Origin of the sequence: Salinibaculum rarum (assembly GCF_030505615.1) — an archaeon.
Lineage (GTDB): Archaea > Halobacteriota > Halobacteria > Halobacteriales > Haloarculaceae > Salinibaculum > Salinibaculum rarum.
Map to the genome: position 1 here is coordinate 2,502,869 of NZ_CP129992.1, position 21,133 is coordinate 2,524,001.

Annotated in this window: 25 protein-coding genes; 14 read left to right on the forward strand and 11 right to left on the reverse strand. The window is 64.3% G+C overall.

All coding sequences use genetic code 11. The features are described 5' to 3' along the window. Window position 1: 1 nt before the first annotated feature. The 3 genes from cysE to QYL91_RS12995 all read left to right on the forward strand — a co-directional run bounded on the left by cysE (window position 2) and on the right by QYL91_RS12995 (window position 2,981). Complete coding sequence (cysE, locus tag QYL91_RS12985) at window positions 2-586, forward strand: serine O-acetyltransferase (RefSeq protein WP_302082868.1); 585 nt, start codon at window positions 2-4, stop codon at window positions 584-586. Window positions 587-669: 83 nt separating this feature from the next. Further along, entirely contained in the window at window positions 670-1,743 is a 1,074-nt protein-coding gene (locus tag QYL91_RS12990; RefSeq protein WP_302080919.1) for a polymer-forming cytoskeletal protein, read from the forward strand. A 56-nt stretch (window positions 1,744-1,799) separates the two neighbouring features. Beyond that, on the forward strand, window positions 1,800-2,981 hold the full coding sequence (locus tag QYL91_RS12995) for a redox-regulated ATPase YchF (RefSeq protein WP_302080920.1): 1,182 nt from the start codon (window positions 1,800-1,802) through the stop codon (window positions 2,979-2,981). Between the two features lie 18 nt (window positions 2,982-2,999). On the opposite strand, the gene QYL91_RS13000 is transcribed toward QYL91_RS12995, so the two are convergent. Next, window positions 3,000-3,458 (reverse strand): DUF7313 family protein, encoded by a 459-nt coding sequence (locus QYL91_RS13000; RefSeq protein ID WP_302080921.1) that lies wholly within the window; start codon window positions 3,456-3,458, stop codon window positions 3,000-3,002. 24 nt (window positions 3,459-3,482) lie between these two features. Beyond that, the gene (locus tag QYL91_RS13005) at window positions 3,483-4,250 is read right to left on the reverse strand and encodes an NAD(+)/NADH kinase (RefSeq protein ID WP_302080922.1); all 768 of its coding nucleotides are present in this window, start codon (window positions 4,248-4,250) and stop codon (window positions 3,483-3,485) included. Between the two features lie 151 nt (window positions 4,251-4,401). Here QYL91_RS13005 and QYL91_RS13010 point away from each other — a divergent pair, with 151 nt between their 5' ends. From QYL91_RS13010 to QYL91_RS13030, 5 genes are all read left to right on the forward strand, one after another. Further along, complete coding sequence (locus tag QYL91_RS13010) at window positions 4,402-5,094, forward strand: DUF7504 family protein (RefSeq protein WP_302080923.1); 693 nt, start codon at window positions 4,402-4,404, stop codon at window positions 5,092-5,094. Then, a complete protein-coding gene (locus tag QYL91_RS13015; RefSeq protein WP_302080924.1) occupies window positions 5,091-5,846 on the forward strand; it encodes a DICT sensory domain-containing protein in 756 nt (251 codons plus the stop codon). The genes QYL91_RS13010 and QYL91_RS13015 overlap by 4 nt, the downstream gene beginning before the upstream one ends. A gap of 40 nt (window positions 5,847-5,886) precedes the next feature. After that, a complete protein-coding gene (locus QYL91_RS13020; RefSeq protein ID WP_302080925.1) occupies window positions 5,887-6,444 on the forward strand; it encodes an NfeD family protein in 558 nt (185 codons plus the stop codon). Between the two features lie 65 nt (window positions 6,445-6,509). Continuing rightward, window positions 6,510-7,682 (forward strand): SPFH domain-containing protein, encoded by a 1,173-nt coding sequence (locus tag QYL91_RS13025; protein ID WP_302080926.1) that lies wholly within the window; start codon window positions 6,510-6,512, stop codon window positions 7,680-7,682. An 80-nt stretch (window positions 7,683-7,762) separates the two neighbouring features. Beyond that, window positions 7,763-8,368 (forward strand): winged helix-turn-helix transcriptional regulator, encoded by a 606-nt coding sequence (locus tag QYL91_RS13030; protein WP_302080927.1) that lies wholly within the window; start codon window positions 7,763-7,765, stop codon window positions 8,366-8,368. Here the strand turns inward: QYL91_RS13030 and QYL91_RS13035 are convergent. The 5 genes from QYL91_RS13035 to QYL91_RS13055 all read right to left on the reverse strand — a co-directional run bounded on the left by QYL91_RS13035 (window position 8,353) and on the right by QYL91_RS13055 (window position 11,074). Then, the gene (locus tag QYL91_RS13035) at window positions 8,353-8,616 is read right to left on the reverse strand and encodes a DUF7123 family protein (protein WP_302080928.1); all 264 of its coding nucleotides are present in this window, start codon (window positions 8,614-8,616) and stop codon (window positions 8,353-8,355) included. The genes QYL91_RS13030 and QYL91_RS13035 overlap by 16 nt on opposite strands. A gap of 146 nt (window positions 8,617-8,762) precedes the next feature. Continuing rightward, the gene (locus tag QYL91_RS13040; RefSeq protein ID WP_302080929.1) at window positions 8,763-9,164 is read right to left on the reverse strand and encodes a TRAM domain-containing protein; all 402 of its coding nucleotides are present in this window, start codon (window positions 9,162-9,164) and stop codon (window positions 8,763-8,765) included. A gap of 68 nt (window positions 9,165-9,232) precedes the next feature. Then, entirely contained in the window at window positions 9,233-9,982 is a 750-nt protein-coding gene (locus QYL91_RS13045; RefSeq protein WP_302080930.1) for a YkgJ family cysteine cluster protein, read from the reverse strand. Between the two features lie 55 nt (window positions 9,983-10,037). Continuing rightward, a complete protein-coding gene (locus tag QYL91_RS13050; RefSeq protein ID WP_302080931.1) occupies window positions 10,038-10,811 on the reverse strand; it encodes an MBL fold metallo-hydrolase in 774 nt (257 codons plus the stop codon). Continuing rightward, a complete protein-coding gene (locus QYL91_RS13055) occupies window positions 10,808-11,074 on the reverse strand; it encodes a MarR family transcriptional regulator (protein WP_302080932.1) in 267 nt (88 codons plus the stop codon). Before QYL91_RS13055 ends, QYL91_RS13050 begins: the two co-directional genes overlap by 4 nt. A 183-nt stretch (window positions 11,075-11,257) precedes the next feature. Here QYL91_RS13055 and QYL91_RS13060 point away from each other — a divergent pair, with 183 nt between their 5' ends. Together QYL91_RS13060 and QYL91_RS13065 are read left to right on the forward strand one after the other, a co-directional pair. Beyond that, on the forward strand, window positions 11,258-11,962 hold the full coding sequence (locus QYL91_RS13060) for a class I SAM-dependent methyltransferase (RefSeq protein ID WP_302080933.1): 705 nt from the start codon (window positions 11,258-11,260) through the stop codon (window positions 11,960-11,962). A 45-nt stretch (window positions 11,963-12,007) separates the two neighbouring features. Further along, window positions 12,008-12,910 carry a glycosyltransferase family 2 protein gene (locus QYL91_RS13065; RefSeq protein ID WP_302080934.1) on the forward strand — a complete coding sequence of 301 codons (903 nt, stop codon included), beginning with the start codon at window positions 12,008-12,010 and terminating at the stop codon, window positions 12,908-12,910. Window positions 12,911-12,913: 3 nt separating this feature from the next. Here QYL91_RS13065 and QYL91_RS13070 read toward each other — a convergent pair whose 3' ends face one another. After that, entirely contained in the window at window positions 12,914-13,720 is an 807-nt protein-coding gene (locus QYL91_RS13070; protein WP_302080935.1) for an amidohydrolase family protein, read from the reverse strand. Between the two features lie 153 nt (window positions 13,721-13,873). On the opposite strand from QYL91_RS13070, the gene thsA reads away from it, so the two are divergent. Both thsA and QYL91_RS13080 read left to right on the forward strand, forming a co-directional pair. Further along, on the forward strand, window positions 13,874-15,436 hold the full coding sequence (gene thsA, locus QYL91_RS13075) for a thermosome subunit alpha (protein ID WP_302082869.1): 1,563 nt from the start codon (window positions 13,874-13,876) through the stop codon (window positions 15,434-15,436). Window positions 15,437-15,500: 64 nt separating this feature from the next. Continuing rightward, the gene (locus QYL91_RS13080; protein WP_302080936.1) at window positions 15,501-16,127 is read left to right on the forward strand and encodes a DUF6517 family protein; all 627 of its coding nucleotides are present in this window, start codon (window positions 15,501-15,503) and stop codon (window positions 16,125-16,127) included. Between the two features lies 1 nt (window position 16,128). On the opposite strand, the gene QYL91_RS13085 is transcribed toward QYL91_RS13080, so the two are convergent. Then, window positions 16,129-16,932 carry an SAM hydrolase/SAM-dependent halogenase family protein gene (locus tag QYL91_RS13085; protein ID WP_302080937.1) on the reverse strand — a complete coding sequence of 268 codons (804 nt, stop codon included), beginning with the start codon at window positions 16,930-16,932 and terminating at the stop codon, window positions 16,129-16,131. A gap of 55 nt (window positions 16,933-16,987) precedes the next feature. Beyond that, window positions 16,988-17,500: a nicotinamide-nucleotide adenylyltransferase gene (locus QYL91_RS13090; RefSeq protein WP_369685629.1), complete on the reverse strand. Its 513-nt coding sequence runs from the start codon at window positions 17,498-17,500 to the stop codon at window positions 16,988-16,990. A gap of 179 nt (window positions 17,501-17,679) precedes the next feature. On the opposite strand from QYL91_RS13090, the gene lonB reads away from it, so the two are divergent. Next, window positions 17,680-19,743: an ATP-dependent protease LonB gene (lonB, locus tag QYL91_RS13095; protein ID WP_302080939.1), complete on the forward strand. Its 2,064-nt coding sequence runs from the start codon at window positions 17,680-17,682 to the stop codon at window positions 19,741-19,743. A 3-nt stretch (window positions 19,744-19,746) separates the two neighbouring features. After that, window positions 19,747-20,673, forward strand: coding sequence for a CPBP family intramembrane glutamic endopeptidase (locus QYL91_RS13100; protein ID WP_302080940.1), 927 nt, complete (start codon window positions 19,747-19,749; stop codon window positions 20,671-20,673). Here the strand turns inward: QYL91_RS13100 and QYL91_RS13105 are convergent. Then, window positions 20,670-21,131 (reverse strand): MGMT family protein, encoded by a 462-nt coding sequence (locus tag QYL91_RS13105; RefSeq protein WP_302080941.1) that lies wholly within the window; start codon window positions 21,129-21,131, stop codon window positions 20,670-20,672. The two genes, QYL91_RS13100 and QYL91_RS13105, sit on opposite strands and share 4 nt — an antisense overlap. Window positions 21,132-21,133: the final 2 nt, after the last annotated feature.

Consider the following 21,133-nt stretch of genomic DNA (forward strand, 5'->3'; position numbering starts at 1 on the left):
AATCTTGACGCGCGTCAGAGAGGACGTCTGTACAGCACTGGAGAACGACCCCGCCGCACGGTCAGTGCTGGCAGTGTTGACGTATCCGGGACTCCACGCCATCTGGGCACACCGCATCGAGCACGCACTCTGGACGCGCGGGTACAGGCTACTCGCGCGTCTCCTCTCACAGTTCACCCGCTTTCTGACGGGCGTCGAGATACACCCAGCCGCAGACATCGGCCGGCGCGTGTTCATCGACCACGGGATGGGCGTCGTCATCGGAGAGACCGCCCAGATCGGTGACGACGTGCAGATGTACCACGGCGTGACGCTCGGCGGGAACGACCCCCGACCGGTCAAGCGCCATCCGACCGTCGAGGACGGCGTGACACTCGGCGCGAACAGTACGCTCGTCGGGGACATCACGATTGGCACGGGCGCGAGAGTCGGGGCCGGCGCTGTCGTGGTCGACGACGTCCCACCCGGGGCGACGGTCGTCGGGAACCCTGCCACGGTCGTCGACGAGTCACACGACGGCGTCACTGTCGCCCCCGAACCGGCCGCGACGGCGAGTGGCGGGAGCGTCAGCCTCATCTCCTGCTGACTGCCGGCACGCGTCATGCGTGCGTCAGACGCAGGTCAGACGGTGCATCAGGATTTAAGACGGTCGAAAACAGTTATTACGCTGTGCCGTCACTTCGCTCAGACCCCCTCGACGAACTGGTCGTCCCGGACGGGACACACGTCGAGGAGCACGACCTGGTAACGGATGGGGATGTCATCGTCGGCGGACAGAGTACCGTCGAGTTCGGCGTTCGCGGGAACAACGTCATCGCGGGCGAGCGGGTCCAGTTCGGTGGCCACATCGAGGCCGAAGGCGACTGCCGGCTGGACATGTGGTGTGACGTCGCCGACAACGTCCTCGTCGGGGAGAACGCCTACCTCGGCGAGCGCGTCCACATCGCCGGCCAGCTCAAAGTCGCCGGTGACCTAGACATCGGCGACGACGTCGACATCGAAGACGGCTTCGAGGCAAACGGCTGGATTGTCATCCGCAACCCGATGCCGACTATCGTCTTCCTCTTTGTCTACCTCTCACAACTGCTCCGCATCGGCGAGGAAGAAGCCGCCGAGGAGGTGCTCTCGGAAATGATGGACGAGGACCGCGAACACGAACCCGTCGTCGTCCCCCGGAGCACGCGCGTCAGCGACGACGCCTGGCGCGTCTCGACGCCGGCCCGCATCGGCGACGACTGCCGACTCCACGGCAACATCCGCGCCCAGTCGCTCGTCGTCGGCCGCGACACGGAAATTTTCGGAAGCCTGCGCGGCAACGACGGCGTCACCGTCGGTGCCGGAACGCAGGTGACCGGGAACGTCACCACCCGCGACGGGACAGTCCGCATCGGCCCAGACACGGACATCCGGGGCGACGTCTCCGGGGAGTACGTCGAAATTCACCAAGATGCCGACGTCGAAGGTGCGATTCGCGCCCGCGAAGAGATGACGATGGTCAACGAGACTGTGCTGGACGACTCCGTCATCGAATCTGTCGACGTCGAGGAGGCCACTGACGACGAGCCGGTCACAGACGACGAACCGGCAAGCGAGAACACAGTCGACAGCGGCGACAGGACAGACAGTCACGACGAAGACGAAAGCACAGAAGGAGACGCCGAAGACGATACTGCCGACGACGAAGCCGGCAAAGCCGACGAAGACTCCGCCGTGGAGACAGTCGCCGCTGACGACGGGAACTAGGCAGACGGCGTACGCCAATCAAAAGGGGCTTTTGAGCGGTCGTGGTACAGGAGAGCATGCTCTCTGTCGCGCTCGCCGGGAAGCCGAACGCGGGGAAGTCTACCTTCTACACCGCCGCCACCATGGCCGACGTAGAGGTCGGAAACTACCCGTTTACCACCATCGACGCCAACCGTGGGGTCAGCCACGCCCGGACTCGCTGTCCGTGTCTCGACCTCGACCAGCGGTGTGGGTCGGACAACTGCCACGACGGCAAACGCTACGTCCCCATCGAACTACTGGACGTGGCCGGACTCGTCCCCGGCGCCCACGAGGGGAGAGGACTCGGTAACCAGTTTCTGGACGAACTGACCAACGCCGACGCCATCTTACACGTCGTCGACGCGTCAGGGGGAACCAACGAGGAGGGCGAACCCGTCGAAGTCGGGAGCCACGACCCCGTCGAGGACCTGGATTTCATCGAGGAGGAGATGGACCACTGGCTCGCCTCTATCGTCGAACGAAACTGGGAGTCTATCGTACGCCAGTCCCGGTCGCCGGATTTCGACATCGACGACTCGCTGACGGAGATGCTGACCGGTGTCGGCGCGACGGAACTCGACGTGGCGCGGGTCCTCCGTCGGGTCGAGTACCCGGAAGCACCCCGCCAGTGGACTGACGAGGACCGACAGCGCCTCGCCGCGGAGATTCGAGCGGAGACAAAACCCATCATCGTCGTCGCCAACAAGGCCGACATCGCCCCCGAGGAGAACATCGACCGCCTCCGCGACGCGGCCGAGACTGTCGTCCCAGCGTCGGCCGACGGCGAACTCGGCTTGCGGCGTGCCGTCGAGGCCGACATCGTCGACTACGACCCCGGCGACGACGGCTTCGACATCGTGGGTGACGTCAGCGAGTCACAGCAGACGGGACTGGAGCAAATCCGCGACGTCATCGAGGAGTGGGGTGGCACCGGCGTCCAGGAGGCACTCGACACCGTCGTCTACGACGTCCTCGACCAGATTACCGCCTATCCCGTCCAGAACGAGACGAAGTGGACCGACGCCAAAGGCAACGTGCTCCCCGACGCGCACTTGCTGCCCGACGGCTCGACACCGAAGGATTTGGCCTACGCCGTCCACTCCGACATCGGCGATAGCTACCTCCACGCCGTCGACGCCCGCGAGAAACGGCGTATCGGCGAGGACACACAACTGGAAGAAGGCGACGTCATCAAAATCGTCAGCAGCGCGAAGTAACGCGTCCGCAGACCGACGTCAGATAATCGCGCTGACCGGTCCTTCGATGAGGAAAAACAGCGTTTGGTAGGCAGCGTACGCGAGCACGACCGCCGCTGCTGCAAGCGCTCCCTTCGGGCGACCGAGCGAGACACCGCGCCGGGCCTCGGCTTTGCGGGCTTCGAACTCGAAGAAGTCAGTCAGGACCAGCCCGATGACCAGCGACGAGAGGACGAATCCCCCGTGGTACGAGACCGTCATGTAGTAGAACGCACCGACCAGGAGCACGACGTTCAACGCTTCGTGGGGGATAAAGCGGGTAATCGCTTCAGCGCCCTCGTCGGCCTGTGCGACGTGCCGGTCGTGAGCGATTTTTCGCGTTACGAAGTTCAGCACAACGAGTGCGAGGAGAAGAGCCTCGATGACGAGCACATCGGCGATTCCGAGTTCGGCGCCGAAGATGCTGTCGACGGGCCCGAAGAAGTTTACTCGGGTCATAGTTGAGTCTGTGTCCTTACTACATTAGAGTTTTTCCAATTCCGCGCCCCGCCGAGCGAAGGGTGACGTGCTCTCGGGAACACGAACAGTCCGGACGCTCCCGTCCGTCGAGAGTTGCACCTGCTCGCCGACGCTCGCGTGGCCGACAGTCCGGTCGTCGGCCAGCACGTCGACGACGGCATCGTCGCGTTCGACGGTGATACACACGTCCTCTGCCGGTACGACCCAGTGGTCGAGCGTCGTGGCAAAGGGTGCGATAGCGACGAGCGCGAGCACCGACGACCCGGGCGAAATCACGGGCGCTCCCGCGTCGCGGGCGTAGCCGACTGTCCCGGCCGGCGTCGCGGCGACGATGCCGTCGGCGCGGAATCGCGCCACGAGTTCGCCGTCGCTGGTGACGGTAAATTCGGAGATGCGTGCCGGTTCGGCCGTGGCAAGCGTGGCGTCAAGCAGCGCGAGCGACCGACCAGTCCCGTCGTCGACAGCGAGGAGTGGGTGCGTCTCTGTCGCCCAGTCCCCGGCGAGAAGTCGGGGCGCAACGTCTTCGAGGTCCTCGGTGGACACCGACCGGAGACCGGCGCCGGCCCCGACAGGGAGGAGTGGCACGGCGGGCCGTTCACGGGCCAGCGCCAGCACCGCGGACTCACCGAGTCCGACCGCAAGGTCGGGGTCAGCATCGAGGACACCCTCCGCCGAACCGACGACGGACTCGAGCCCGGCGTCCGAGAGCGTTGTGGCGGCTCGCTCGGCGTCCTCGCCGACGATGCCGACGCGCCGCGCCTCCGGTGACATACCGAGACGTGAGAGCAAGACAGTCAAAAAGGCACCGCACGCGGGCGAGCAGCGAGCGAGACGTGTACCGGTCGAAATATCGGAGACTGCGCACTGAAAACGGTCGAAGCGTTTTAGCTATCGCGTGTCGGAGTAGGGAACGTGAACTGAAATGTCGGCCAACTCGGAGCCGGGAGGAGCAACCTCCAAAGAGGAGACAACCCTTCTGGAAGTGCTTTCTGCCGGCTCAGATTGGAGCAGCGTCCTCCTCAGCGGGCCTGCGATGAGCGGGAAGCAATCACTCGGTGTCGAACTGCTCGCGACAGCCAACGGCGTCGGCGCACAGCCACTCGCGATTACGACCGCGGATTCAGCCGAGCAACTCCGGACGGTCTATCGGAGCAGCGGCGGCGAACCCACGGACAACCTCGCGGTCGTCGACTGTCTGCCCGGGACCGACGACAGCGCCGAGGACAGCTGGACCCGGACGGTCAGCTCACCGGGTGACCTCACCGGCATCGCGATGGCCGTCTCCGAGGTGTTCGACAACATCTCCGAGAACCGGGAGCAGGGTGCCAGAGTCATGTTCGACAATCTGGCGACGTCGCTGATGTACACGGACGCCCAGCCACTCTATCGGTTTCTCCACGCGCTCGTCGGCCGAGTGACCGCGACCGACGGGGCAGTTATCGCGACACTCGACACGGAAGGCATCGACGAGGCCGACCGGCGTGCGCTGGTCGGGCTCTTCGAGACGGTCGTCGACGTGCGCCGGTCCGACAACGGCACTGAGTTTCGGGTCGTCGGCCGTGACGACGTCCCGGACGGCTGGCACCGACACGACTCGGGAGGTGTCGACGCATGAAGGAACTGCTCGACTATCTCCGTGACCAGACGGTGACGCTGACCGTCTACAACTACGAGGGCAGTGAAGAGCAACTGGCGGCGCTGGCACGAACCTTCTCGGGGACGGGTGTTGCCGTCACGAAAGACACCACCGGCCGCGGGACGCCGACGAACCTGGGCGTGCTCCACCGTGGGGACGAGGTGTTCGGTGCACGCCCGGTCGACGAGTGGCTGGCAGACGACGACTTCGAGACGCTGCTGGCATCGGGGGCCGACACCGAGCGGGAGCGTCTGCCCGATCTCCCGAGCGACGGCCTGACGGTTGCGCCGGAGACGAGTCGTCGGCAGATGGTCGGCGTCTCCAGGATGTTCGAACGGCGCGCACTCCGCGAGAGCGAGGGAACGCTGGTCGCGGGGTTCCAGACGCTCTCGACGATGCGTGACTCGGAGCGGACCCGGTCTGTGTACGACCGCCTTGCGGGTACGGACGTCGACGTGACGGTGTGTGGCTATCCGGACATCGCTCTGGAAGACCCGCCGTTCGACATCTTCGAAGACAGCGACGGGACGTTTCGCGACTACTGGTTTCTGCTGTTCGACGGGAACGGCAACGACAGCCGGAAAGCAGCACTTGTCTCACGGGAGGAGGAGTCGGCGCTGTACAACAGTTTCTGGACCGACGACCCCGGGACCGTCGACGAGCTGTTTGCCCTGCTGTCCGAGACCCATCCGGAGTTGCTCCCGGGGGCAGAGCAGCCGACGAACGGATAGTCCCCGAAGGGTTATCCGCTCGGCAACCCAATACCGCAGTATGGCTGCAGAGCTATTTGGACTCCCGCTGGCGTTGCTTCTGTTGCTCGCAGGAGCCGGGCTAGTCGTCGCCGAGGCGTTCGCTCCCGGCGCGCACTTTTTCGTGCTCGGCGTGGGGCTGTTTGCCGCTGGGCTGGTCGGAGTCGCCCTCCCGAGCGGGCTGGGTGCACTGGCACTGCTCATCATGGCTGCCGCCGTCATCATCGCGACGGGGCTGACCCTCTACGTCTACCGCGAGTTCGATATCTACGCGGGGTCGGGCAAGGGAACGACGAGTGACTCGTCGTCGCTTCGCGGCCAGACTGGCCGTGTCACCGAGCGCGTGACCCCGACCGACGGCGAGGTGAAACTCGAAAGCGGCGGGTTCAACCCCTACTACAAGGCCCGGAGCGTCGACGGCACAATCGAGAAAGGCGAGACCGTCATCGTTGTCGACCCGGGTGGCGGCAACGTCATCACCGTCGAGTCATTTGCCGACCGGACCGACGACATCGACAGGGAACTGGCCCGGGAACGCGAGCGAACGGAGCGGGAGACGGAATCCGAATCGAGTTCGTAGCTCGCGCCCGCTGACTGGTCAGGCAGACAAACACTTTTCACCGGCTACCCCTAAGCCAGCACGAGATGTTCCCCGCAGTAGTATTACAGACAGATGGGACCTTCCCGATTATCGCAGGGATTTTCCTCATTCTGGCACTGGTCACAGCGTACAAGAGTATCGTCATCGTCGACGCCTACGACAAGGAAGCGTACACGCGCTTTGGGAAGTACCAGGGACTGCTCGAACCCGGCCCGAACTTCGTGTTGCCCTTTGTCACACGGACCTACCGGTTCGATATGCGGACCCAGACGCTTGACGTCCCGCGGCAGGAAGCGATTACCCGCGACAACTCGCCGGTGACCGCCGACGCCGTGGTCTACATCAAAGTGATGGACGCCCAGAAGGCGTTCCTCGAAGTCGACGACTACAAGCGTGCCGTCTCGAATCTCGCCCAGACAACCCTCCGTGCAGTGCTGGGTGACATGGAACTGGACGATACGCTCAACAAGCGCCAGCAAATCAACGCGAAAATCCGGAAAGAACTGGACGAGCCGACCGACGAGTGGGGGATTCGCGTCGAGAGCGTCGAGGTCCGCGAGGTCAACCCCTCGAAGGACGTCCAGCAGGCCATGGAGCAACAGACCTCCGCCGAGCGTCGCCGCCGTGCCATGATTCTGGAAGCGCAGGGTGAACGGCGCAGCTCCATCGAGGAAGCCCAGGGTGACAAGCAGTCGAACATCATCCGGGCACAGGGTGAAAAGCAAAGCCAGATTCTGGAAGCACAGGGTGACGCCATCTCGACGGTGCTCCGTGCGAAATCCGCCGAGTCGATGGGCGAGCGTGCCGTCATCGAGCGCGGGATGGAAACCCTAGAGGAAATCGGCAAGGGCGAATCGACGAAGTTCGTCCTCCCGCAGGAACTCACCTCGCTTGTGGGTCGGTACGGCAAGCACATCCAGGGCAGCGACGCCAAAGAGAACGGCACCATGCTCGAAGGTCTCGACTTCGACGAGGAGACCCGCGAGATGCTCGGCCTCGACGACATCGAGGAGATTCTGGGCGAACTCGACGACGAAGAGTCCGTCATCGACGTCGAGAAGATGGAACAGGAAGCCCAGGCCGTCAAATCCGGCGAGGCGACCGCCGACATCAAAGACCCAGACGACGTCATCGACGAGATGGACGACGAGATAGACATGGACGCGGGCGGCGCAAACTTCAGCCGGGAGTCGAGCGACGACGAAAAGTCGAACTGACCGGATAACGAACCGCCTTCCGGGTGGTATTCTCTGACACAGCGAAGGTGTTTTCCCCTCGTCTTACCAACGTGATAGCAATGAGTCGGGACGGGGACGTCGACGAGTCAAAGCGGGCGACACTGCGCAGGTTCGCCGCGCTGGGGGCAGCCAGTCCGCTTGTCGGACTCGCGAGCGCGAGCGACAGTGACGCACCCGATGCCATCATGGGGTATCTGACCGCGACGCCGGGCGCACACTTCTCGAAGATTCGTGACGACCTGCAACTGGGCACCGGCGAGACACAGCACCACCTCCGGCGGCTCGAAAGCGAGGGGACAATCGAGAGCCGGAAAGACGGCGACTACAGCCGCTACTTTCCTGCTGGGCGGTTTTCGGAGTTCGAGCAGGTCGCACTCGGCTACCTCCGGCGGGAGACACCACGCGGGATGCTCGTGGCATTGCTCGACTCGCCGGGCATCTCCGCTGGTGACATCGCGACGCGGCTGGACGTCTCACGACCGACAGTGAGCAAACACGCCGCCGAGCTGGAGACGGCAGGCTTGCTCTCTCGCGAGGACGGGTACACTGTCGAGCGTGCGGAGACGCTTCTCATGTTGCTGGTGCAGTACGCCGATTCGTTCGACGAAGCGACAGTCGAACTGGCGGCGGCGGCCGACGACCTGGTGGCCTACGACCCCGACTGACCGTCGGTGACCATCCAGGTGGTACTGGAGGAGTACCCCCACTTCTCGATGTCCAGGCCGACCTCGGCCTGTTCGAGGGCGGTCATGTTGGTCCCGACTTCCTTTGCCGAGAGGTCCAGTTCCTCGCCGATGAGGCGTGATTTGAAGTACGTCTGCGTGTCGGCGTTGTTCTGGAGGTACGAGAGAATCTGTCGCTGTTTCTCCGTGAGACTCGGCGTGTCCGCGCTGGCTGTGGCGGTCGCGCTCATACCAACACGGAGGGCTGTCACGCATATAGCCAGTTTGGTACGGTCGGTTAACAGGCCCACGTCTGGTGGTTTTGCCACTGACAGGTCCTCGGTGGCCGACCATACGCCAGAAAGGGGCGCGGTCGTTGGTACGGGTGCGAACGGCCTCAGACCTCTTCGTCGATGATTTCGCCGACCGCGAAGTTCGACTTGACTTCCGTCACTTCGACTTTGACGCGTTCGCCAATCTCCGAGTCCGGGACGATGATGACGTACCCACGCTCGACGCGGGCGATGCCGTCGCCTTGCTTGCCGATGTCCTCGATTTCGACGTACCGGATTTCTCCCGCCTCGACCGGCGGCTGTGGTTCGCTCGGTGCACCCTCGTCGCGCTCCGGCTCGGGTTCTGCCTCGGGCGTGTCGGCTGAAATCAGCGCCACGCGATAGGTTTCGTTCGGGTCGACAGAGCCGGTCTCGATCTCGCGCTTCGGGACTTCGATGACGTACTTGTCCTCGTCGGACGTAATATTCGAACTGAACAGACACAGGAGTTTATTCGAGATTTCCAAGGTAGTTAGACCTCCACTCGACGCAGACGGGTTCCACCCCCAAAATAGTGTGTGTAGGTCAGAGAGAACTACAGCGGCGTCCCGTCGGGCCGCTTTGGGCCTTCCGAATCGTGAACAACGATATCGCCGCGCCCGGTGTCGGTCGGTTCGTACCCATCGCGCACGGCGATTGCTTCCTCCAGTTCCCGCACCGCACGCGTTTTCAACGCGGCCGCAAGTTCCTCGGCGTCCTCTCGGCTAATATCCCGGCCGAGTCCCTCACACTCGTGGGCGCGGACCATCCCCTCCTCGTCTCCGATTCCACCGGCTTCCTGTTGCGCTGGAAGCGCAACGCTGTCAACCGCCTCGCCCATCGGCTGGCTCGTCCCACCGAGTGCGACGCTGAACGGGTAGGTCTGACAGACCAGCGGGCGATTCTCGTGGATGGTACAGGCGCCCTGCTCGGCGGGTGTCTCCCCGTCCTCGTAGAACGTACAATCCCCGCAGTCGTCGGTCTGGAGCGCCCACTCGAAGGTTTCGCCTTCCAGTCCGTCCGCACCCTCTGTGAGACCGTAGGGCATGGGTCGGGCCACGTCGCGAAAGTCGTAGTCGCCTCCGTCCTGAATCGTCCGGATTTCGTCGGGGAATATCGTCGCAGTATGGGGGTCGCCACTATCGGCGTCGCTGTCAGTGTCGGATTGGCTATCGCCACAGCCGTCTTCGGCTTTACAACAGGCCCCACAGCGGGTACACTCGAAGCCAATCGACTCGATTGCGTCGGCGAGGGCAGGGACAGACAGGTCCCGGGCGCGTTCCAGTTCCGATTCGAGAGTCTCCACGCAGGAGCGTACGTGAGCGTAGCAAAAAGGGCGTCGGCGCTGCCCTGTGTCGGAGTCAGACAGGCGCCGCTCGCTCGCCGTCCCACCGGACCCGCCCCTCGACAGCCAACTTTTCGAGGTGTGCGACGACCGTCGCGCGAGCGAGGTCACGCACCGCCGAGACGTCCTTGTCGTAGGCAGCGTCGACGATGTCGTCGGCAGTGGTTGCACCGTCAGCCACGGCTGTCACGACGGTTCGCTCGCGCTGGAGGCGGTGGGCGATGAGTCGGTGACAGGTCGCCCGTGGGTCCTCGACCACGGGGCCGTGGCCCGGATAGAGTCGGTCGGGGGCGCGGGCGGCGACGCGACGCAGCGAGGAGAGGTACGCGCGCATGTCACCTTCGGGTGCGCCGACGACGACCGACCCTTCCGCAACCGCGAGGTCGCCCGCGACGAGCCCATTGTCGACGGCGAAAGCGGTGTGTTCCGGCGCGTGGCCGGGCGTATCGACGACAGCGACGCCGTCGGCGGCCGGCACCGTCTCGCCGGGTGAAAAGGTACGGTCGGGTGTGAGACCGGTCGCGTCCGCGAATGCCGCGCTGCGACCGGCGCGGGCCCAGACGGTGAAGTCGAAGGTTCGTGCAACCTCGGCGACGGCGCCGACGTGGTCGGGATGGTGGTGTGTGACCGCGAGGTGGCCCACGTCGGCTTCGACGATTGCAGTTTCGAGGTCGTCGGTCAGTGTCGCGGGGTCGACCAGCAGGGCGTCGTCACTGCCGAGAACGTAGGCGCTGGTCTCGCCAGTCGGTGCTCGGGTCGCCGTCGGGACTGAGATGCGTCGTGGTGTCACTCTGCCAGTACGTACACCTGTTTGCGCGCATCGTGGAAACTGTACCGGGATTCGACGAGACTCTCGTCTTCCAGCCGGTTCAGTGCGTACCGGACCGTCCGGTCTGGCAGCCGCGACTCCTCCGCGAGTTGCCCCTGCGAGAGCGGTGACTCGGTCTCGAGAACCTTCGCGACGAGTTTGGCACTCGGTGGCAACTCACAGAGCCGGCGTTCGAACTCCGAGGACCCAATATCATTGCTACTTTCACCAGTATTCGTGCTCATACGTTCGCTTCTAATCCGGATAGTGGTAAATCTTTTCTACAAACAAAGCTATATAATACAGAATGTTAACCCAGTATAACCATCCTTAAACACGGTCGTCGCGCGCGGTCGGCGAACGGCGCGTCGTCGGTCGGCCACAGAGTCAATACCATTTTATCCCCCGGGCAGCGAGAACACTGTAGCGTGAAAGGACAGGAGTGGTACCAGGCCGACGAGATTGCGGAGGCCTACGAGGACAAGCGCTTCTCCCGCGGCGGACGACTCATCGACGACCGGGAGAAAGCGGCAGTGCTGGACGCTCTGGGCAACGTCGAGGACAAAGATGTCCTGGAGATTGCCTGTGGGACGGGACGGTTTACCGCGATGCTCGCCGAGGAAGGCGCAGACGTCGTCGGCCTCGACATCTCCGGGCCGATGCTCCGGCAGGGCCGGGAGAAGGCAATCGAGCTCGGCGTAAACGACCACATGGAGCTGCTGCGCGGGGACGCGGGGCGGCTACCCTTCCCCGACAATCACTTCGATACCGTGCTCGCGATGCGATTTTTCCACCTCGCAGACACGCCGCGGGACTTTCTCAGGGAGATGCGCCGCGTCTCGAAAGACCAGGTCTTCTTCGACACCTTCAACCGGTTTTCGACGCGGTCGCTGTACAACTGGGCGCTGCCGATGGGGTCGCGCCTGTACTCCGGGACGGAGGTCGCCCGCCTGCTGCGTGACACGAACCTCGAACTCGCCGATTCGGAACACGACTGGATCTTCCCCTACGGCTTCTACCGGCAGATTCCGGGGCGTATCGCATCGGCGTTTCGGACGGTAGACACCGCACTCGGCGGCACCTACGTCGGCGACCGGCTCGCGTCGGTGTCCTACTGGGACGCTCGCGTCTGACCGGTCCCCGCGACTTTTTTACCTTCCAGCGCGCTACCGGTGGGTATGGATATCTCGGTAGTCGTCCCGACACTCAACGCCTGCGACAAGCTAGCGGGCTGTCTGGACGCACTCGCCGAGCACGCCCCCAGCGCCGAAATCATCGTCGTCAACGGTCCCTCGACCGACGGAACAACCGGAATGGTCCGTGACCGCGACGACGTGGCGGTTCTCGTCGAGGTCGCAGACCGGACGATAAACGCCGAGCGAAACGCGGGCATCAACCACGCGAGCGGAGAGGCAATCGCGCTCGTCAACCAGAACCTCTCTGTGACCGAGACGTGGGAGGAAGCCGTCCGCAGCGGCCTCGCCGACAACGACGTGGTCACGGGACCGACACACACCCAGCTGACAGCCGGCATCGAGACGGAAAAGAAGGAATCACGGACGATTTCCGGCCGTGAGGTGACATACCTCAACGGCGGAAACACGGCTTTCCGCAGGGAGCCACTGGACGAACTCGATGGCTTCGACGAGTATCTCGACATCGGCGGGATGCGAGACCTGGCTCACCGACTCGCGGCACTGGACGTCTCGGTCCGGTGGGACGACGAATTGTGCGCACGCCGTGACGTGGGCGCCGACGGCGGCGAGACAGCGACCGACTGGGGCTGGAAATACCGGTCGCTCGCCTACCGCCTCGTGAAAAACTACGGGTTCCGGCCGACGGTCGTCCGGCGCCTGCTCGGTCATGCCGGCTCCGACGGGTACGCCGAACTCCGGGGAGTCGTCCGCGGGAACGGGCGGCCGTCGAACTGGCTTGGGACTGGTCGCGATGTCACCAGCAACATGCTCGGCGGCATCAAAGACGGACTGGTCGCCCGGCGACTCGACAAGACGGTCCGGCGGAATCCGCGGGGACGGTCCTCCCGGACAGACCGAGCGGTGACGGTGTACGACTGGCGCTGACGGTCAGGGCGACAGCGCCTCGATGACCCGCGCGGCGTTTTTCGAGAACACTTTCTTCATCGCATCTTCCGGCACGTCGAGTGTCAGCACTTCCATGATGGCGACGTTCGGGTGCGAGGCCGGGGCACCGCTGCCGAAGAAGACGCGGTCAGGGTGCTCTCGGACCGCCCGCTCTATGGGGTCGCGCTTGCGCACGAACGTCGTATCGAGATAGCAGTTGTCGTGACGGGAGAGCAGGTCGATTGCCGCCTCCGTCAACTCGTCGTCGAGCGGATAGCCGCCAAAGTGTGAGACGACAAGCGGGAAATCGTACTCCAGAAGCGTCTCCTCGATTACCGACGGCGGAAAGCCGCGGCCGCCGTAGGTGAGCACCGGCAGGCCGCGCTCGGCCAGTTCCGAGAGGACCTCCTCGTCGGGAAGGCCATCGACAGTCGGGTGGAGCTTGAACCCGGCAAAGCGGTCGTCGTACGCGTACTTCTCGATGTCCTCGGGCGACGTGTGATACTCCGTCCGCGAGGCCGCGATGTTTCGCAGGCGCGACCCGGTCCCCTGCCCGGGGTCTCTGGCGCCGTTGATACGCGCCATCGCCACGAAGGGGCGTCCGACGCTCATCCGGGCAACGGCGTTGTTCGCCTTCAGATACCCCTCCTCTCGCGCGCCGGCGAAGGCGAGCGCCCGGACGACGCCCGCCTGGTGGAGTTCCCGTTCGACCTGCTCCGGGTCACCACGGTCACCGGCACGGCGACTCTCGTCCGGTTCGAGTTGGAGATGGACGTCGACGACTCTGAACCCGTGCTCCAGTTCGAGCATCTACCGGGTAATCACGGAGGTGCCTATTAAACCCTGCACGAGTGGGCCGGCCGACAGCGCCCCGCGGTCGCTTCGATGCGACATATTTATATAGAACCACAAACCACACATGAAACGAGGAACTCAATCATGTCTCAATCTGGCCAGCGACGCATGGGTGGACAGCCCCTCTTTATTCTCAACGAGGATTCCGAGCGAACTAGCGGTGAAGACGCACAGTCTGCAAACATCACAGCCGGCAAAGCGATAAGTGAATCGGTACGGACGACACTCGGTCCGCGCGGCATGGACAAGATGCTCGTCGCCGACGGCGACGTCGTCATCACCAACGACGGCGCGACCATCCTCGAGGAGATGGACATCGAGCATCCCGCCGCGCAGATGCTCAGCGAAGTCGCCGAAACGCAGGAAGAAGAAGTCGGCGACGGCACCACGACGGCCGCCGTCCTCGCCGGTGAACTCCTCTCGCAGGCCGAAGACCTGCTCGAGGAAGACGTACACCCGACGACCATCGTCGAAGGGTACCACGCTGCTGCCGGCATCGCACAGGAGACCATCGACGAGGTCACGCTCGGTGGCGACCTGAGCGACGAACAGCTGCTCGAAGTCGCCGAGTCGAGCATGACCGGCAAGGGCACGGGCGACGTTGCCGCAGAAGTGCTCGCCAAGACCGTCGTCGAGGCGATTCGCCACGTCGACGGTGACCGCGAGAAGGGTGTCGACCGCAACAACATCACGATTCACGCCCAGACGGGCGCGGCCTCCAGTGCGACAGAACTCGTCGAGGGTGTCATCGTCGACGAGGAACCGGTCGTCTCCGACATGCCCCGCAGTGTCTCCGACGCCGCTATCGCGCTCGTCGACGCCGACCTCGAAGTCCAGGAGAGCAACATCGACGCCGAGTACAGCGTCTCGAACGTCGACCAGCTCAACGCCGCCATCGAGGCCGAGGACTCCGAGCTTCGCAACTACGCGGAGCAACTCGCCGACGTCGGCGCAGACGTCGTCCTCGTCACCGGTGACATGGAAGACCGCGTCGGAACCTACCTCGCCGAAGAGGGTATTCTCGCCTTCGAGGGTCTTTCGGACAGCGACGTGAAGTCCATCGCCTCCGCAACCGGCGGCAACCGCGTCGGCTCCGTCGACACGCTCGAAGCAGCGGACCTCGGTGCGGCCGACGACATCCACGTCGAGACCTACGGCGACGACGACCTCGTCTTCGTCGAGGGTGGCGCTGCCGCCGAGGCCGTCACCGTCTTCGCTCGCGGCGGCACCGAACACGTCGTCGACGAACTCGAACGCGCGCTCCGCGACGCACTCGACGTCGTGACCGCCGCCATCGATATGGGCGGTGTCGTCGCCGGCGCTGGCGCGACCGAAATCGCCATCGCCGACCGCATCCGCGAGGAGTCCGCAGGCATCGAGGGCCGCAAGCAACTGGCCGTCGAAGCCTTCGCCGACGCTGTCGACGTGCTCCCGCGCACGCTCGCCGAGAACACCGGCATGGACCCAATCGACGCACTCGTCGACCTCCGCGCCGCACACGACGACACCGGCCGCGCTGGCGTCATCAGCCAGGGTCAGACCGGCGTCATCGACGACCCCGTCGACCACGGTGTCCTCGACCCCGCCGCTGTCAAGCGCGAAGCCGTCGAGTCGGCTAACGAAGCCGCGACGATGATCGTCCGCATCGACGACGTCATCTCGGCCCAGTAAGACGGACACACCATCTCGAATTTTTTGCGGAGCCGTTACTTCCCTCCAGTGCCTACAGTCGGCTGTGTCAGCGCCGCCTGCCGTCACGACAGCACCGTGGGAGAAAGTCGACGAGTGGGCAGAAACCGCCTTCGAGAACCGGTTTGTCACGGTGAAGTCGGTCAACGCCGTCTACGAAGACCCTAAATTTCTATCGACGGTTCAGCCACTCATGCCGTCGGGCGTCGACCAGACGCCGCGAGCGGTGTTTACCACCGGCCTGACGTTCGACCCACCGCCACCCGGCAACCGGACGATGGCGAAACTGCTTGCGCTCGCAGCGAAGTACGCGAGTCGCGAGTTCCGCCAGAGTCTCGGCGAGGACGGCCTCCGGAACGTCGAACAGACCGGCACAAAGGACCTGCGGTTGCGTGGCCAGCGAACGGCCAAAGCCTTCCAGTACGACGCCAGCTATCCGCTGGACGGTGCAGCGCTTGGGGTCCCCGACGCCGACCCCGTGCTCTCGATTCGCGTCTGGGCGGCCATCTGGCCACGCGGCGATTCTTTCGAGATGGGTGGGGGCATCTACCCGCTCGAAGACCTCTCGACGGCGGTGGCACGCGCAGGCGGGGAGACCGACGTGACCATCGAAGCACGGCCGGGCGGTGACCGACGCGAAGTGTTCGACCGAATCCGGGAGGCCGCAGAGTAGGTCACCACGACAGGCGAATCCGATTGCCGACGTCGACACCGAAGGTCCTGTCCCCACGACCCTGGTTGACCGCGAGTTCGACGTTGCCGTGACTGCCGACGGTGACGACGCGATGGCCCTCGTCGACGGCCGCGTAGGAGTGGCGCACCGACGCCGAGATGCCGTTTGCCTGAACGTGGTCGCCGAAGCGACCGGCCAGTGTGTCACCGGGGATGTTCGTGATGACGTTGCCGAAACTGTCGACGGTCAGCACCTCACCGGTCGCCCCGTCCTCGCGGAGCGTCGGTTCCGGGAACTGGAGTTCGGCGAACTCGTCGGTCCGTTCGAACCCCGCGTCGGTCTCGACGGTCTCGTCGTCGGCGTCGTGGACGTGGGCCGCGGCAGGGGCAAAGAGGTCGCGGCCGTGGAACGTCTGGCTATCGGGCCGGGGCGGCCACGCGCTCTCGGTCGGGTCGGCCTCCGTCGGGTCGCCCTGTTCGTAGTCGACGGCGAACACCTCGATGTCGTCGCCCAGACGGCGCGCCGCCGGAAGGAGGATGCCGTTGTCGGGACCGACGAGAACGTGTTCGCCGGCGCGGACGACGAGCGCGTCCCGGTCGGTGCCGACGCCGGGGTCGACGACGACAAGATGTACCGCGGGCGGAAAGTACGGGAGCAGTTCCTGCAACCAGAACGCCGTCGCGCGCACGTCCTGTCTGGGAAAGTCGTGTGAGATGTCGACCAGACGGGCGTCGGTGTGCTGACAGAGCACCCCCTTCATCGCCGCCGGATACGGGGAACCAAAATCGGAACTGAGCGTTATCATCGTCTCATAGTTGGAGACTGGCAGTCTTGTAGGTTGCCGGTGTGAGACCCAAAAATCAGTCGTCGGCGTCGGAGTCAGCAATCGTCTGGAGGCGTTTCACGCCGTCGATTTCGGCGATGGCACCGACCACGGCCTCGGGGACCCGGTCCCGCCACGACTCGCCGTCGATGATTCGCTCGCGGATGTTCGTTCCGCGCAGGCGGCCACGGTCTATCATCTGCGAGTCCCGGACGTCGTAGTCGGACTCGCCGAACAGTCGGATGACGAGCGGATTGTTCGTGTACACCACGTCGAAGGGCGGACACATACTCTCGACGTGACTGACCCAGACGGCGTTACGGTCGATGTCTTCCAGCGGCACGACGTACGTCTGGACGTCGATGTCCGCCAGCACGTTCGAAATCATCACCATCCGTTCCCCGGCCGTGAACGGGTTTCGGACGGTGTGTGATGCGTCGGCACTCCCGATGCCGATGACGAGTTCGTCGACCTCCGCGGCGATAGATTCGACGAGTTGCTGGTGGCCGTTGTGGAACGGCTGGAACCGGCCCACGAGGAATCCGCGAATCGTCTGCATGTGGTCTCGAATCGTGTGGTAGTTTGATAAACCCGACGGGTTCTGTACCACTCGCTCGGTAGCGCGACTATCCGGCCGCAGTCTTGCGATTCCAAGTGCAAGCAAGCCTGGCTAATGGGAGAAAGTATATCAGTCGACAGACCTTGGTTACGGGTGTTAGCAACGTTTGCATGAGTGACAATATAGAAACAGACGACATTCCGGGAATCGACCCGGACGTCGACTCCGACGAGGACGATCCGGAGGCCGAAGAGCCGCCGGAGTCTGAGGAGGTTGGGAGCGACACCGACCTCGGGAGCGACGTCACGGTCGACGCCGGGGTGGAAGTCGACGAGGAGGCAGCCGAAGACGACCTGCTCGGCGGCCTGAAAATCGACTCCTCGGCGGACATCGAGGTCCCCGACAGGCTGGTCGACCAGGTCATCGGGCAGGGCAACGCCCGCGACATCGTCAAGAAAGCGGCCAAGCAGCGCCGCCACGTGATGATGATTGGCTCGCCAGGGACCGGCAAGTCCATGCTGGCCAAGGCGATGAGCCAGTTGCTCCCCAAAGAGGAACTACAGGACGTACTCGTCTATCACAATCCCGACGACGGCAACGAGCCGAAAGTCCGGACGGTTCCGGCCGGGAAAGGCGAGCAAATCGTCGAAGCACACAAAGAGGAAGCCCGCAAGCGCAACCAGATGCGGAACTTCCTGATGTGGATTATCATCGCTATCGTCATCGGGTACTCGCTGATTATCGTCCAGCAGATTCTGCTGGGCATTCTCGCAGCGGGTGTCATCTATCTTGCTTTCCGCTATGGCTCGCGTGGCAGCGACGCGATGATTCCGAACCTGCTGGTCAGCCGCGGCGACCAGCAGACCGCGCCCTTCGAGGAGGCGACCGGCGCACACGCCGGGGCGCTCCTGGGCGACGTCCGCCACGACCCGTTCCAGTCCGGTGGGATGGAGACGCCGAGCCACGACCGCGTCGAGGCCGGCGCCATCCACAAGGCCAACAAGGGCGTGCTGTTCATCGACGAAATCAACACGCTGGACATCCGGAGCCAGCAGAAGTTGATGACCGCCATCCAGGAAGGCGAGTTCTCGATTACGGGCCAGTCCGAGCGCTCCTCGGGTGCGATGGTCCAGACCGAGCCCGTCCCCTGTGACTTCGTGATGGTCGCGGCCGGGAACTTAGACGCCATGGAGAACATGCACCCGGCGCTGCGCTCGCGTATCAAAGGGTACGGCTACGAGGTGTACATGGACGACACCATCGACGACACGCCGGAGATGCGCCGGAAGTACGCCCGCTTCGTGGCCCAGGAAGTCGAGAAAGACGGCCGTCTACCCCACTTCACGCCCGAGGCAATCGAGGAGGTCATCCTCGAATCACAGCGCCGCTCGGGGCGCAAAGAGCACCTCTCGCTGAAGCTTCGTGACCTCGGTGGGCTGGTCCGCGTCGCTGGCGACATCGCCCGCGCCGAGGACAAAGACTACACCGAACGCGACGACGTGTTGCAGGCAAAGAAGCGCTCCCGGTCTATCGAGCAACAGCTCGCGGACAACTACATCGAACGGCGCAAGGACTACGAACTCACCGTCTCCGACGGTGACGTGGTCGGCCGCGTCAACGGCCTGGCAGTCATGGGCGAGGACAGCGGTATCGTCCTCCCCGTGATGGCCGAAGTGACCCCGAGCCAGGGCCCCGGCGAAGTCATCGCCACGGGTCAGCTCAAGGAGATGGCCGAGGAGGCTGTCCTGAACGTCTCGGCTATCATCAAGAAGTTCTCCGACGAGGACATCTCCGAGAAGGACGTTCACATCCAGTTCGTCCAGGTCGGGGAGGGCGGCGTCGACGGCGACTCCGCCTCCATCACCGTTGCCACGGCAGTCATCTCCGCGCTGGAGGACATGCCCGTCGAGCAAAACATCGCCATGACCGGCTCGCTGTCGGTCCGTGGTGACGTCTTGCCCGTCGGCGGCGTCACGCACAAAATCGAGGCCGCCGCAAAGTCCGGCCTCGACAAGGTCATCATCCCTGCCGCAAACGAGCAGGACGTGATGATCGAAGACGAGTACGAGGAGATGATCGAAATCATCCCGGTCAGCCACATCAGCGAAGTGCTGGAAGTCGCGCTGGCCGGCGAGACGGACAAGGACTCGCTGGTCTCCCGGCTCAAGTCCATCACCGGCTCGGCACTCGAACACGACGTGGGCCGTGGCTCGGGCAGCCCCAACCCACAGTAACGCGTGCCCGGGTGGGTTCCGTTCACCGGGCTCACCGCCGTCGTCGTACTGCTTTTACTCGGTCTCGCACGACTCTCACAGCGTGCCGTCGACGACCAGCCTGCGCTTCCCGACGCCCGCGAATCGACGGCCACGCCAGACACCCCGGGAGACGGTGATGGGGAGCGTGCTGGCGTCGCGGTGGGAGACGAATCGACGCCGACTGAGACGACATCGTCGTCGGTGACAGTCGAGTCAGACCAGGTAGACGCAGGGCCGACGACGAAAAGCGACCGGGGGGACGGGGAACTGGAGTCGTCCCGGTCAGCCGACGACACCCCAGGTGCAGGCCCGGAGTTTTCGACGGGCGCGCTGCTGGCAAACGTCGCGCTCACCCAGGGATTGTTCGGTGTGGCACTCGCGGTCGGCGCGTGGTACTACGAGATACCGCTGTCGGCGCTGGGACTGACTGAGACAGCGGTCGGGACAGGGGCCCTCGCCATCGGCGTCGGCATCGTCTTCGGCGTCGTCCTCTGGGTGGCAAACGAGACGAGCGCGAGCGTCGCCGACGCGGTGGGTGCGACCTACGACGAGTCGCTTCGGGGGATGCTCGCCCCTGAGACGATTCCCGGCTGGGTGCTTCTGTTGGGTATTATCTTGCCGACCATCGCCCTCGTCGAGGAGTTGCTCTTCCGGGCGGCGCTTATCGGCGTCCCGGCAGCAGGCTTTGGCATCTCCCCGCTGGCGTTGGCCATCTTCTCGTCGGCACTGTTCGCGCTGGGCCACGGCGCTCAGGGGAAGGTCGGCATCGCGGTCACCGGTGGACTCGGACTCGTCCTCGCAGGCGGGTACATCCTCTCGGGTAGCCTGCTGGTGGTCGTCGTCGCCCACTATCTCGTGAACGCACTGGAATTTCTCGTCCACGAAGGACTCGGCGCAGACCGGTTCTAGAGGCCTTCGACCGCGCGGAGTTTCTGCTCGACCGGCGCCGGTGCGGCGCTGGGGCCGTCGCGAACGCGGTGGTCGGGAATCAAAAGCGGCGCCGGATTCCCCGCGAGCGCTTCGCGAGCGAGCGTGTGGTCGCTGTCCTCGTCGACGTCCAGGTCGGGCGTCATACGGACGAGTTGCTCGACAGTTATCTGGTCCCCGTACGGAACCTCGCGGAGTCGTTCGAGAACGCCGCGCTGGTCGGTGGGCACTGTCATTGCGATGTCAACGTCGTCGAACCCGTCGGTTGTTCCCTCCAGATACGATGCGATGCGGTCGAGCAGGTCGTGGTCCTCCGACGCATCCTCCCCGATTGTCGTCGGGAACGACACGGAGATGACCCGCTGCTGTGCGAGACCGAGTTGCACGTAGCGGTCGAGATACGTCGACTCGCGGGCGTAGATACCGGCAGTCTCGTCCATAC

Bases quoted from the DNA above. Each gene is read 5' to 3' on its own strand.
- QYL91_RS12995 (WP_302080920.1), top strand. From the start codon at position 1,800: ATGCTCTCTGTCGCGCTCGCCGGGAAGCCGAACGCGGGGAAGTCTACC.
- QYL91_RS13065 (WP_302080934.1), top strand. From the start codon at position 12,008: ATGGATATCTCGGTAGTCGTCCCGACACTCAACGCCTGCGACAAGCTA.
- QYL91_RS13055 (WP_302080932.1), bottom strand. From the start codon at position 11,074: ATGAGCACGAATACTGGTGAAAGTAGCAATGATATTGGGTCCTCGGAG.
- QYL91_RS13005 (WP_302080922.1), bottom strand. From the start codon at position 4,250: ATGTCACCGGAGGCGCGGCGCGTCGGCATCGTCGGCGAGGACGCCGAG.
- lonB (WP_302080939.1), top strand. From the start codon at position 17,680: ATGAGTGACAATATAGAAACAGACGACATTCCGGGAATCGACCCGGAC.
- QYL91_RS13085 (WP_302080937.1), bottom strand. From the start codon at position 16,932: ATGATAACGCTCAGTTCCGATTTTGGTTCCCCGTATCCGGCGGCGATG.
- QYL91_RS13105 (WP_302080941.1), bottom strand. From the start codon at position 21,131: ATGGACGAGACTGCCGGTATCTACGCCCGCGAGTCGACGTATCTCGAC.
- QYL91_RS13035 (WP_302080928.1), bottom strand. From the start codon at position 8,616: ATGAGCGCGACCGCCACAGCCAGCGCGGACACGCCGAGTCTCACGGAG.
- QYL91_RS13015 (WP_302080924.1), top strand. From the start codon at position 5,091: ATGAAGGAACTGCTCGACTATCTCCGTGACCAGACGGTGACGCTGACC.
- QYL91_RS13070 (WP_302080935.1), bottom strand. From the start codon at position 13,720: ATGCTCGAACTGGAGCACGGGTTCAGAGTCGTCGACGTCCATCTCCAA.
- QYL91_RS13020 (WP_302080925.1), top strand. From the start codon at position 5,887: ATGGCTGCAGAGCTATTTGGACTCCCGCTGGCGTTGCTTCTGTTGCTC.
- thsA (WP_302082869.1), top strand. From the start codon at position 13,874: ATGGGTGGACAGCCCCTCTTTATTCTCAACGAGGATTCCGAGCGAACT.
- QYL91_RS13010 (WP_302080923.1), top strand. From the start codon at position 4,402: ATGTCGGCCAACTCGGAGCCGGGAGGAGCAACCTCCAAAGAGGAGACA.
- QYL91_RS13000 (WP_302080921.1), bottom strand. From the start codon at position 3,458: ATGACCCGAGTAAACTTCTTCGGGCCCGTCGACAGCATCTTCGGCGCC.
- QYL91_RS13030 (WP_302080927.1), top strand. From the start codon at position 7,763: ATGAGTCGGGACGGGGACGTCGACGAGTCAAAGCGGGCGACACTGCGC.
- QYL91_RS13025 (WP_302080926.1), top strand. From the start codon at position 6,510: ATGTTCCCCGCAGTAGTATTACAGACAGATGGGACCTTCCCGATTATC.